The sequence below is a fragment of the Sphingobium sp. VMM genome (assembly GCF_056790315.1).
Window position 1 is genome coordinate 139,117 of record NZ_JBXGSI010000009.1, and the last position, 12,140, is coordinate 151,256.

A 12,140-nucleotide genomic window follows, 5' to 3' on the forward strand; every position below is an offset into this window, starting at 1 on the left:
CCGTGGCCGAAGCCGATCCCATCGCCAGCCTTTCGCCCGCGGGCGAGCGCTATTTCAACCGCGAGCTTTCCTGGCTGGCCTTCAACCAGCGGGTGCTGGAAGAGGCGATGAACCGGGCCCACCCGCTGCTCGAACGGCTCCGCTTCCTGTCGATTTCGGGCGCCAATCTCGACGAATTCTTCTCCGTCCGGGTGGCAGGGCTCAAGGGGCAGCAGTTGCAGGATGTCGATCTGCGATCGGCCGATGGCCTGACGCCGGCGCAGCAGCTCGGCGCGATCACCGAAACCACGGCCAGCCTGATGCGCGCCCAGCAGAAGGTCTGGGGCGCGCTGCATGGCGAGCTGGTGCAGGTCGGGATCGAGGTGATCGGTCCGTCCGCAGAAATGGATGTCGGCTGCGCCCAATGGCTGCGCGAACATTTCCTGACCCAGATCTTCCCGATCCTGACGCCTCAGGCGCTGGACCCTGCGCATCCCTTCCCCTTCATCCCCAATCAGGGCCTGTCGATCGTCTTCGATCTGGAGCGCCTGTCGGACAAGCAGCCGATCCGCGAACTGGTGATGATCCCCTCCTCGCTAGCCCGCTTCGTGCGCATTCCGGGCGAACCGATGCGCTACATGGCGCTGGAGGCGGTGATCCGCCGCTTCTCGGCCGATCTCTTCCCCGGCTATCGCGTCCGCAACAGCGGCGTGTTCCGCATCATCCGCGACAGCGACATCGAGATCGAGGAAGAGGCGGAGGATCTGGTCCGCTATTTCCGCAGCGCCATCAAGCGCCGCCGCCGCGGCCGCGTGATCCGCATGGAGATAGAGGAACGCATCCCCGAACCGGTCGAGGAAATGCTCCAGGACATGCTCCAGGGCCATGAGGCGATCGTGGTCGAGGTAGAGGGCTTCATCGGCATCGGTGACCTTAGCGGCATCGTCGACGCCGACCGCCCCGACCTCAAGTTCGAGCCCTATGCGCCCCGCTTCCCCGAGCGCATCCGCGAATATGGCGGCGACTGTTTCGCCGCGATCCGCGCCAAGGACATCGTCGTCCACCACCCCTATGAGGCGTTCGACGTCGTCATCTCCTTCCTGAAACAGGCCGCGTCCGACCCGGATGTGGTCGCGATCAAGCAGACCCTCTATCGCGCGGGCAAGCAGTCGGCGATCATCCGCGCCCTGATCGACGCCGCAGAGGCCGGCAAGTCGGTGACCGCGGTGGTCGAACTAAAGGCGCGCTTCGACGAGGAACAGAATCTGATGTGGGCCGACGCGCTGGAACGCGCCGGCGTCCAGGTCGTCTATGGCTTCATCGACTGGAAGACCCATGCCAAGGTGTCGATGGTGGTGCGGCGCGAGGGCGACCAGTTCCGCAGCTACTGCCATTTCGGCACCGGCAACTATCACCCGATCACCGCGCGCATCTATACCGATCTCAGCTTCTTCACGGCCGATCCGGCCTATAGCCGCGATGCAGCCGCTTTGTTCAACTACATCACCGGCTATGTCGAACCGCAACGGCTGGAAAAGCTGGTCATGTCGCCCCGCGACCTGCGCGACACGCTGTGCGCCTGCATCGATGCGGAGATCGACCATGTCCGCGCCGGCCGCCCCGGCACCATCTGGGCCAAGATGAACAGCCTGGTCGACCCGGCGATCATCGAGAAACTCTATGCCGCCAGCAATGCCGGGGTGCAGATCGACCTGATCGTGCGCGGCATCTGCTGCCTGCGGCCGGGCGTTCCGGGCATGTCGGAAAATATCCGGGTCAAGTCGGTCGTCGGCCGTTTCCTGGAACATAGCCGCATCACCGTCTTCGGCAATGGCAAGGCGCTGCCCAATAATGGCGCCAAGGTCTATATCAGCTCGGCCGACTGGATGCCGCGCAACTTCGACCGCCGCGTCGAATTCCTCGCGCCGGTCGAAAACCCGACCGTCCATGACCAGATTCTGGACCAGGTGATGGTCGCCAATCTGATCGATACCGAACAGAGCTGGGTGCTGGACCGCGACGGCCATTATACCCGGCTGGAGCCGGGCGACCGGCCGTTCAACCTGCACCGCTATTTCATGACCAACCCGTCGCTGTCCGGGCGCGGCGCAGCGCAGGAGCATGGCGCGGTGCCGACCCTGCGCCTGCGTGGCCGGGCCTGATCGCGCGATGAACTCGATGCTCAGCCGCGTGCGCGCCATGGCCGAGACCATGGCAACCTCGCCCGAACCCGCTACCGCGCGCTCGGCGATCATCGACATCGGCTCCAACAGCGTCCGCCTGGTCGTCTATGACGGGCCGCGCCGCATCCCCTTCATCCTGTTCAATGAAAAGGTGATGGCGGGCCTGGGCGCTTCGCTCGCCAAGACCGGTGCGATCGAACCGGAAGCGATGGAGCGCGGCCTGCGTGCCATCGGCCGCTTTGCCCATCTGTGCCGCGACATGCGCGTCACCGACATACGCTGCGTCGCGACGGCCGCCGTGCGCGACGCCACCAATGGCGCCGAGTTCATCACCCGTGCCAAGGCTATGGGCCTGACCGTCGAACTGCTGTCGGGCGCGCAGGAGGCGATCGGCGCCGCCATGGGCGTCTTGTCGGGCATTCCCGATGCCGACGGCATCGTCGGCGACCTGGGCGGCGGCAGCCTGGAACTGGCCCGCGTGCGCAAGGGCGCGGTCGAACAGACCATCTCGCTGCCACTGGGCGTGCTGCGCCTGCCGCAGATCCGTGCCAAGGGGCCGCGTGCGCTTGATCGCTGCGTTGCCAAGATGCTGGAAAAGGCCGGCTGGCAGGCGGAACCGGACCTGCCCTTCTATCTCGTCGGCGGATCCTGGCGCTCGCTCGCCCGCTTCGACATGCAGCTCACCCATTTCCCGCTGCCGGTGGTGCATCAATATGAGATGAGCGCGGCCCGTGCCGAACAGCTCACCCGCATCATCTCCCATGTCGACAAGGGCCGGCTGAAGCAGATCCCGGCGATGACCGGATCGCGCGTGCCGACCCTGCCGGATGCCGCCGCGCTGCTGTCGGTGGTCGTGCGCCAGCTCAAGTCCAGCCGGATGATCGTGTCGGCCTATGGCCTGCGCGAAGGGCTGCTCTACGAAAATCTGCCCGACGATATCCGTGCCCATGATCCGCTGCTAGTCGCGGCTGAGGCGGAGGGCGAGGCACAGGCCCGCTTCCGCGGCCATGGCGACCGTATCGACCGCTGGATCGCCCCGCTATTCCCCGACGATGACAAGGGTGCGCGCCGCATCCGCCGCGCCGCCTGTCTGCTGGCCGATGTCAGCTGGCGTGCCAATCCCGATTTCCGCGCCGAACGCGGCGTCGAAATCGCCCTGCACAGCAATTGGGTCGGCATCACCGCTGCCGAGCGGGCGATGCTGGGCCAGGCGCTGCACACCCATTTCGGCGGCGATGTCGGCACGCTGCCCAACCTCGACCGCATGGCCAGCGCGGATGCGCTGCGCCGCGCCGCGCTCTGGGGCCTCGCCATTCGCCTTGCCCAGCGCCTGTCGGGCGGCGTCGAAGGCCCGCTCGCCATTTCCCATCTGGAACGGCATGGCGACCGCATCGACCTCCACCTGCGCGACGAGGATGCCGATCTCTACGGCGAAGCGGTCGAACGCCGCCTGCGCAACCTCGCCCAGGCCATGGGCCTCAAATATCAGCTGCTCGACGGACAGGGGTAGGCCGACACCGACCGCGCCCGGTCAGGAAAGGGCGGTCGCTTCCCGCACGACCAGCACCGGCACGCCGTCGCGCACCGGATAGGCGAGGCCCGCCGCGTCCGACACCAGCGCCTGGCGGGCCGCGTCCCAGCGCAGCGGCGTGCGCGTCGCCGGGCAGACCAGCTTGGCCAGCAGCCAGGGATCGATCGGGGCCGTCTCTTCGCTCATAATCTCGCTCATTGCATCGTCGCGCCGCCGTCGCGCTCGGCGCGACCGACGATCTGCATCAGCTGGATGATCCGGTCGGCCCGCTCGCTCAGCGTGTCGGCCTCCAGCAAGGTCTGCTTGGCCGCCGGGTCGAACGGCGCGATCTGGGCGATGCCGTTGACCAGCGCCATGTCGTCCAGCCGCGACACCGCCGTCCAGTCGACCGCATAGCCCAGCGCATCGGCAAAGCGGCGCGATTCCTGCTCCAGCGCCGCCCGCTCGACCAGATGCAGCACCTCGTCCTCCGGCGCCTGCTCCACCTCCGCCTCGATCTGGCGGAACAGCGTCGACACCTCCAGCTCGCGCACCAGCCGGAACCGGGCCAGCCCGGTCAGGATGATGTTGAACCGGCCATCGTCCAGCGCCTCGATATGGCTGATCCGCCCCAGGCAGCCGACGTCGAACAGCGGCGGCTTCTGCCCCTCGCTGCGCGGCTGGATCATGCCGATGCGCCGGTCGCGCGCGGACGCATCCTGCACCAGCGCGCGATAGCGCGGCTCGAAGATATGCAGCGGCAGCTCCATGCCCGGCAGCAACAGCGCGCCGGACAGCGGAAAGATCGAGATGCGCGCGCGGTTCACCGGGTCACCGATCCTTTACGAAAACAGGATCTGCGACAGCTTGCGGCGCTGCGCCGACACCCACGGATCTTCCAGCCCGACCGCCTCGAACAGGGTCAGCAGCTGGGTGCGCGCGGCGCCGTCATTCCAGGCCCGGTCGCGGCGCACGATCTCCAGCAGCTGCTCGGCCGCGCCATCGCGGTCGCCATTGCCCATCAGCCCGGTCGCCAGCTCGAAGCGCGCCTCATGATCGTCACCATCGGCCGCCAGCCGCGCCTCGACCCCCGACAGGTCGGCCACGGGCTTGGCATTGCGCGCCAGCGCCAGCGCCGCCTTCGCGCGCTCGATCGCCTGGTCCTTCTGCATCTCGGCGGGCAGTTCGGCGAGCAGCGCATCGGCCTCGTCCAGCTGCCCCAGCGCCACCAGCGCGCGCAGCAGGCCGCTCAGCACTTCGGCATTGTCCGGCGCGATGTCGGCAATCTGCTGGAACACCGACAAGGCCCGCTCCGCCTCGCCGCCGGCCAGCATCTCCTCGCCCATCGCGATCAGCGGCGCAATCTCTTCCGCCTGCGCCTTCTCGTCCGATTCGATCGGCAACTGGCTCAGCAGCTGGTCGAGATATTGCTTCAACTGCCCCTCGGTCCGCGCCTGGCTCAGGTCCGCGACCGGCTGGCCCTGGAACACGGCATAGACGGTCGGGATCGACTGGACGCGGAACTGGCTGGCGATGAAGCCATTTTCATCGACATTCACCTTCACCAGCTTGACGCCCTTGCTGGCATAGTCGGCGCACACCTTCTCGATCACCGGCGCCAGCTGCTTGCACGGGCCGCACCATTCGGCCCAGAAGTCGACGATCACCAGGCTCGTGCGCGAAGGCTCCACCACATCCTGGCGAAACGCCTCCACGGCCGCCTTGTCGGCCTCGCTCAGTCCCAGGGTCGCCACGCTTCATTCTCCTGCAATGCGGTTAGTCGCCGCCGTCATACAGCGCCTTATGTGGGGCGTCACCCCTGCTGGACAAGTCGGGGCGCGCGCGCCGCCTTACAGGAAATATTTGAGCCGGATCGCCTGCCGCACCGGCGCGCCGCTCACCACGAACTCGGCCGACCGGAAGCTGGGCGCGCCAAAGCGCAGCACCGGATTGCGCGAAAAGCCCACCCCTTCGCGCGGAATGCCGGCAAAGGTGTCCAGCTTGCCATTGCCATTTTCGTCATGGATGATCGCGATTGCATAGTCGCCCGGCGCCAGATTACCGAGCGGTATGGCATTGCCCGTCGTCGCCACGATCAGGTGGCGCTTGTCGGGATCCTTGCTGCAATCGGGAAAAAAGTCGGCCGATCGCGCCACGCAGATCAGGATGCGCCCCTTGGCCGATCGCAGCCCCTCGGCCGTCATGCTGATCGGCTGGGCCAGGTCCATCGGCGCCGCCCCCGCCAGTCCGATCAACGCCACCGCTGCAAACACCACCCGACCGATCACGCCTGTTCCTTCCTGAAATCACGCCCGAAATCCCCCAGCCCCCGGTCGGTGCCGCACAGCCGGTCCCAGACGCGAAAATAGAGGCCATAATTGCACCGATATTGTTCATGATGCCGCTGATGATGGCTGGCGGTGATCAGCCAGCGGCCAATCGGCCCGCGCACCATCCAGCGCGGAAACATCTCCCACCCCATATGGTTGGACACGCCCATGATCGTCATGATCGACAGCACCACGCCCAGCGCGCCGACATGGATCGGGATCAGGAAGACCAAAGCCGGGATCACCACCGCCCCGGTCAGCGCCTCCCACGGGTGAAAGCTCATCGCCGCCCAGGCGGTCGGTGGCCGGCTGGCATGATGGACGGCATGGGCGATGCGGAACAGCCGGGGCGCGTGCATCCACCGGTGCGTCCAGTAGAACCATGTGTCATGCGCGGCGAGATAGAGCAGCACCGACACCGGCAGATACCAGAGCGGATAGCGGCCGACATCCTCATAGATGCGCGTCCAGCCCCGCGCCTGCCAGCCCCAGGCGACGACCCCGGCGGGGATGCCATAGATGGCGGCGGACGCCAGCGACCAGCCAATCTCCCGCCCGATCTGCCGCCCCTGCCCGCGATAGAGGCCCGGCTGCCGCAGCCTTGTCGCCAGCGCAAAACCGCCACTGGCAATCAGATAGCGCACCCCGACGATCAGCGTCATCGCCAGCGCGGACAAGAGGATGGCTGCGACCATGGCGGGGCTATAGCGGTGAATGCGGGGGAGCGGAAGCGGAGGGGTTGGCGACTTGCCGAACGCCGGCAAGTCGCCGCCGGCAGTTCATTGTGTCGCGATGGCGATCTTCACCTGGTGGGCCAGATCGTCAAACTCGACATCGCTGATGTCGACCAGCACCCGCTTGATCGTGCCGTTGAACTTGGCCGGGCTCTTGTAGAGCTTCGAAACCGGCGTGATCAAATCGCACCCGATATCGAAACTTTCACCCACGGTGAAGCGTGCGCCGACCTGCTGCTCGAAGCGTCCTTCGCCGACCACCGTCTCGCCGAGCCGCAAGGTCGCCTTGCCGCCGGTGGCGAACTCACCTTCCTTGTCGCATTCGATCTGCACCGAAAGCACATGGTGCCCCGCCGGGATCTTGTCATTCGATGCCACGCGATAGCGCTCGGTATTGAACCAATTATGCTCCCAATAGAGGGTGCCGTCCTTCATGAAGAGACTGTAGCCGCCAGCCTCGCCGCCGCAGCAGGCAAGCACACCGTCACCGCCCGCTTGCGGTATCTCCACTTCGGCCGCGATGGTGTGATTGATATTCTTGGTCGGCGGTGAGGCGGGTTCGGGAATGCGCGTCGTGCCCGGCAGGTAGATGAACTGTTTCTTGCCGCGCAGATAACTGGGCTTCAGATTGACGTCGGCCCGTTCGACAAAGCGATCGTCGAGCGGCAGGACATTATATTTCGCCGCCTCGGCCCAGAACATGTCCTGCAATTCGCGCAGTTTGGCCGGTTCCTTTTCGGCCAGATCATTGGCCTGGCTGAAATCCTCGTCGATATTGTAAAGTTCCCATGTATCGCTGTCGAAATCGGGCGAGGAACCGGAGGTCTGCCAGGGCAACTTGCCATGGCGCGCGCCTGCGACCCAGCCATTATGATAGAGGGCGCGGTTGCCGAACATCTCGAAATACTGCGTCTGCCGGGTCGAGGGCGCGGCCGCATCGCCCCAGCTATAGGCCATGCTGACGCCTTCGATCGGCTTTTGCGGCACGCCGTTGATGGAGATCGGCTCGGTCACGCCGGCCGCTTCCAATATGGTCGGCACGATGTCGATCGCATGATGGAACTGGCTGCGTAGGCCGCCCTGATCGGCAATGCGACTGGGCCAGCTCATCACCATGCCGTTGCGCGTACCACCAAAGTGCGATGCGACCTGCTTGCACCATTGGAAGGGCGAGGAGCCGGCCCAGCACCAGGACACCGGATAGTGATTTTCATGCTCGGTGTTGCCGATCTCGTCGATCACTTTCAGCATTTCCTGAACATCGTCAGGATAGCCATGTTGCGATTTCATGTTGTTGACCGTGCCCGTCAGCGTACCTTCGGCGCTCGGGCCATTGTCGCCGACGACATAGATGATCAGCGTATCGTCGCGCAGCCCCATCATCTCCAGCGCTTCAACAACCCGGCCTAGCTGCGCATCGACATGCTCCAGGAAGCCGGCAAAGACCTCCTGCATGCGCGCGTAGAGCTTTTTCTCGTCGGCGCTGCAATCGTCCCAGGCCGGCATCGAATCCGGCCGGGGTGTCAATTGCGTGCCCTCCGGCACCACCCCCAGCTTGATCTGTCGCGCTAGCGTTTCCTCGCGCACCTTGTCCCAGCCCTGATCGAACTGGCCCTTATACTTGTCGGCATAGTCCTTGGGGCTGTGATGCGGGGCATGGGCGGCGCCGGGCGCCCAATAGGCAAAGAAGGGCTTGTCCGGCGCACTGGCCTTCTGGCTGCTGATCCAGGCGATCGCCTTGTCGGCCATGGCCGAACTCAGATGATAATTGTCATCGCCCTCGGGCTTTTCGATCGGCAGCGTGTTTTCGATCAACGGCGGATCCCAATTATTGGTTTCGCCGCCCATGAAACCATAGAAATATTCAAAGCCATGGCCGGTCGGCCAGCGATCGAAGGGGCCGGCCGGGCTGGTTTCGAAATCGGGCGTGTTATGCCATTTGCCGAAGGCGGCGGTGTTGTAATGGTTGAGCCGCAGTGTCTGCGCCACGCAGGCGGCGTTTTCCGGCCAGCGGCCGTCATAGCCGGGAAAACCGGTCGCCAATTCCATGATGATGCCGGTGTGCATCGAATGATGGTTCCGGCCCGACAGGATCGCCGCGCGGGTTGGCGAACAGAGCGCGGTGGTGTGGAAGCGATTATAGCGGATACCCTGCTTCGCCAGCTTTTCCAGGGTCGGCGTGTTGACCGGACCGCCAAAGGTCGAAGCATGGCCGAATCCGACATCGTCCAGCAGCACCAGCAGCACATTGGGCGCCCCGTCCGGCGCCTGCGGCACATCGGGCACGACAGCCTCGGAATCCGCATAGGTTCGACCGACCCGACCGGAAAAATGGGTATCCGTCTGCGGGTAAGGAAGGATCGTTTCGGTCATCCGTAGCTCCGATCATTTAGGTACGCCGAAACGGGACGCCCGTTCGACTGGCCCCGCCATGGCCTTGCAGGATTTCGGCGGATTCGTCGAAAGAAGCTAATTTGCCAGGCGATCGAAACCATCGGGGAGAACCCTGATAATAGACTGCGCGAACGGCGATGATCTGAACTGGCCGTCTTTTCAGGGCGCAAATCCACCCCGCTTTCCTACTCGGCTAATTTCTGATCTATCCTCCGCGATGGAGCAGCCGCGATCCCGCCCTTGCACACGCACCGATGCGCCGCCACCCCCGCAACCCAACAGGCGCGCCACCATGACCCGGATGGCGCTTCGCAATGACCCGGATGTGATCCAACAGGCGCGTCGGCGGTGCGCGGCAGGCGCGAAAAGGCCGGAAAACGCCGATATCGTCGCGCCACGACACTGTGAACTTCGCGATGTGACCCTGGAGAGACCCAGGAGTGACCCTGAAACCGCCCTATGCCGGGCGCACCATTCAGGTGCGGGGGCGGGCCTGGCGGTAGCTGCCCAGTACGCGCACCCATTTGGTGTGGAATTCCAGCTCGGCGAGCGCGCGGTCGACCGCCGGGTCGCCCGGCATCCCTTCGATATCGCAATAGAATTCGGTCGCGGCAAAGCTGGCGCCGCGCTGGTAGCTTTCCAGCTTGGTCATGTTGACGCCATTGGTCGCAAAGCCGCCCATCGCCTTGTAGAGCGCGGCCGGGATATTCTTCACCTCGAACAGGAAGGTGGTCATGACCGGGCCGACGCCCGCCGCCGGTGCCTTGGGCTCGCGCGCCAGCACCAGGAAGCGGGTCATATTGTCGTCGCTATCCTCGATATTCTCGGCGATCAGGCGCAGGCCATAGATTTCGGCGGCCAGATAGGGGGCGATCGCCCCCTCGCCCGGCGCCCGCGTCTCCGCCACCAGCGCGGCGGCGCCGGCGGTGTCGGCATAGGCGACCGGCTGGATGCCGCGCTCGCGCAGATAATGGCGGCACTGGCCCAGCGCCTGCGGATGGCTGATCGCGCTCTTCACCGGCACCGTGTCGGGCGCCATCAGGCAGTGGCGAATGCGCAGGAAATATTCGTCGACGATGTGCAGCCCGGATTCGGGCAGCAGGAAATGCATGTCGGCGACGCGGCCGTGCAGGCTGTTTTCGATCGGAATGATCGCTCGGGCGGCAAGGCCACCCCGCACCGCGTCGATCGCATCCTCGAACGCAAAGCTGGGCAGCGGCACGCAATCGGGGGCGTAGCCAAGCGCGGCCAGGTGCGAATTGGCACCGGGCGCGCCCTGATAGGCGACGGCGCGCGCCGGATCGGCAGCGGCCTTTTGCGACATGTCGGCGACCAGCGCGCGAGCGGGGGCGGGATAATTTTCCATGCGTGCCTGCGCGCTTAGGCAGTTGGGGGATCGCGCGCAAGCATCGGCGGGGCGGCACCGCTCGAAAAGCGCCACGGCGGGTTGCACCCCGGCCTATCCCCCATTATGGCAAGTGCTTAAGTGGGGGAGCGCACGACAGCCTCCATAACAAAGATGCGAGGGAAATCTGCGGATGGGCGATCGATTCAACACCGTTGCAGGGTGGGCGTTGTTTGCAGGCATCATCGCGCTGGGTGGCGCGATCGTCAGTTCCAAATATTTCCACGATGAACGGCCCGAAAAGATGGGCTATGCGATCGAGGGCGTCGAGGTGGAAGGCGAAGGTGGCGGCGACAGCGGCCCCGGCCTCAACACCCTGCTCGCCAGCGCGGATGTCGCGGCCGGCGAAAAGGTGTTCGCGAAATGCGCCGCCTGTCACACCGTCAATCAGGGCGGCACCAACGGCATCGGTCCCAATCTCTACGCCACCGTCGGCGAAGGCATCGGCCAGGGCAAGGGCGGATTCGCCTTCTCCGAAGCGCTCAAGAGCAAGGGCGGCGAATGGAGCTTCGACAATCTCGATCATTGGCTGAAGAGCCCGCGTGAATTTGCCCCCGGCACCAAGATGACCTTTGCCGGCCTCTCCAACCCGGCCGATCGCGCCAACCTGATCGCCTGGCTGAACACCCAGGGGTCCAACCTCCCCCTGCCCGCCGCCGATGCCGCGCCCGCTGCGGCCGACAATGCCGCCCCGGCCGAAGGCGGCGACAATGCCGCCAACGCGACCGAAGCCCCGGCCGAGAACGCAGCGCAGTAAATTTCAGGAAGGGCGCGGCCGGTGGCGGCGCCCTTTTCGGCTATCGGCTGCGAACCGCCGTCACGCCGCGCCAGGCATCCAGTTCCACGACCAGATCGGCCCGCGCCGGCATCTCGTCCAATATATGCCGGGTCAGCCGCTCATAATGCTGGATGAAGCGGGCGACCTCTTCATCGCTCATCACCGCACTGCCGCCACCGGCCGCGCGCAATTCCGCCTCCTGCTGCGTCCGCCAGCCCTGCACCACGTCAAACCCCGGCGCCGCCAGCAGCGCCAGCGCATCGATCCGCCCGAACAGCGCCTGATAGTCCCCCGCCAGCGCCGCATTGACGAAGCGCCGCCAGCGCCCGTCGCCATCCTCGTCCCGCTCCAGCGCGTTGACCGGGGCATCCAGTGCGCCTGCCTCCTGCGCCCGCGCGCCCACGCACCAGCCCTCCAGGATCAGCAGCCGCAGCCCCGCCCCTGCCTCCGGCCACGCGCTTTCAGGCAAGCGATCATCCACCGCCTTGTCGAACCGCGGCAAGCACGCCGCCTGCCCCGCCGCCAGCGCGTCCAGCACCCGCAGTCCCAGCGCGACATCATGCGTCCCCGGAACGCCCCGCGTCCGCAGCAGCGGATGCACGTCCTGCGCCAGCGCTTCCCGCTCAGCCTTCGTCAGATACAGATCATCGATCGACAGGATCGCGCTCGCCACGCCCCGCGCGCCCATGCGCGCATGCAGCGCCTGCGCCAATGTGCTCTTGCCGCTGCCCTGCGCCCCGCACAGGCCCAGCACGGCCAGGCCATCCTTCTCTTCCAGCAGGCGCAGCGCCAAGCGATCGACCGCATCGAGCGCCGTCGCCGCCACG

The 12,140-nt window shown here is 65.7% G+C and carries 11 protein-coding genes; 3 read left to right on the forward strand and 8 right to left on the reverse strand.

The genetic code is table 11. The features are described 5' to 3' along the window. Positions 1-2: 2 nt before the first annotated feature. Positions 3-2,141 (forward strand): RNA degradosome polyphosphate kinase, encoded by a 2,139-nt coding sequence (locus ACUCV3_RS13535; RefSeq protein WP_010337022.1) that lies wholly within the window; start codon positions 3-5, stop codon positions 2,139-2,141. Between the two features lie 7 nt (positions 2,142-2,148). Then, complete coding sequence (locus ACUCV3_RS13540; protein ID WP_048937890.1) at positions 2,149-3,672, forward strand: Ppx/GppA family phosphatase; 1,524 nt, start codon at positions 2,149-2,151, stop codon at positions 3,670-3,672. Positions 3,673-3,693: 21 nt separating this feature from the next. Here the strand turns inward: ACUCV3_RS13540 and ACUCV3_RS13545 are convergent, their stop codons facing one another. The 7 genes from ACUCV3_RS13545 to ACUCV3_RS13575 all read right to left on the reverse strand — a co-directional run bounded on the left by ACUCV3_RS13545 (position 3,694) and on the right by ACUCV3_RS13575 (position 10,496). After that, the gene (locus ACUCV3_RS13545) at positions 3,694-3,879 is read right to left on the reverse strand and encodes a Trm112 family protein (protein ID WP_234415735.1); all 186 of its coding nucleotides are present in this window, start codon (positions 3,877-3,879) and stop codon (positions 3,694-3,696) included. Positions 3,880-3,887: 8 nt separating this feature from the next. Further along, positions 3,888-4,499, reverse strand: coding sequence for an LON peptidase substrate-binding domain-containing protein (locus ACUCV3_RS13550; RefSeq protein ID WP_037510200.1), 612 nt, complete (start codon positions 4,497-4,499; stop codon positions 3,888-3,890). Positions 4,500-4,514: 15 nt separating this feature from the next. Then, positions 4,515-5,426: a tetratricopeptide repeat protein gene (locus tag ACUCV3_RS13555; protein WP_048937811.1), complete on the reverse strand. Its 912-nt coding sequence runs from the start codon at positions 5,424-5,426 to the stop codon at positions 4,515-4,517. A gap of 96 nt (positions 5,427-5,522) precedes the next feature. Continuing rightward, complete coding sequence (locus tag ACUCV3_RS13560; protein WP_048937810.1) at positions 5,523-5,960, reverse strand: DUF2141 domain-containing protein; 438 nt, start codon at positions 5,958-5,960, stop codon at positions 5,523-5,525. Beyond that, positions 5,957-6,697 (reverse strand): sterol desaturase family protein, encoded by a 741-nt coding sequence (locus tag ACUCV3_RS13565; RefSeq protein WP_048937809.1) that lies wholly within the window; start codon positions 6,695-6,697, stop codon positions 5,957-5,959. The genes ACUCV3_RS13560 and ACUCV3_RS13565 overlap by 4 nt, the downstream gene beginning before the upstream one ends. Before the next feature lie 84 nt (positions 6,698-6,781). Continuing rightward, a complete protein-coding gene (locus tag ACUCV3_RS13570; RefSeq protein WP_048937808.1) occupies positions 6,782-9,109 on the reverse strand; it encodes an arylsulfatase in 2,328 nt (775 codons plus the stop codon). A 496-nt stretch (positions 9,110-9,605) separates the two neighbouring features. After that, positions 9,606-10,496 (reverse strand): prephenate dehydratase, encoded by an 891-nt coding sequence (locus ACUCV3_RS13575; RefSeq protein ID WP_048937807.1) that lies wholly within the window; start codon positions 10,494-10,496, stop codon positions 9,606-9,608. A 172-nt stretch (positions 10,497-10,668) separates the two neighbouring features. On the opposite strand from ACUCV3_RS13575, the gene ACUCV3_RS13580 reads away from it, so the two are divergent. Further along, a complete protein-coding gene (locus ACUCV3_RS13580; protein ID WP_048937806.1) occupies positions 10,669-11,292 on the forward strand; it encodes a c-type cytochrome in 624 nt (207 codons plus the stop codon). A gap of 40 nt (positions 11,293-11,332) precedes the next feature. On the opposite strand, the gene ACUCV3_RS13585 is transcribed toward ACUCV3_RS13580, so the two are convergent. Further along, on the reverse strand, positions 11,333-12,139 hold the full coding sequence (locus ACUCV3_RS13585) for a kinase (protein WP_048937805.1): 807 nt from the start codon (positions 12,137-12,139) through the stop codon (positions 11,333-11,335). Position 12,140: the final 1 nt, after the last annotated feature.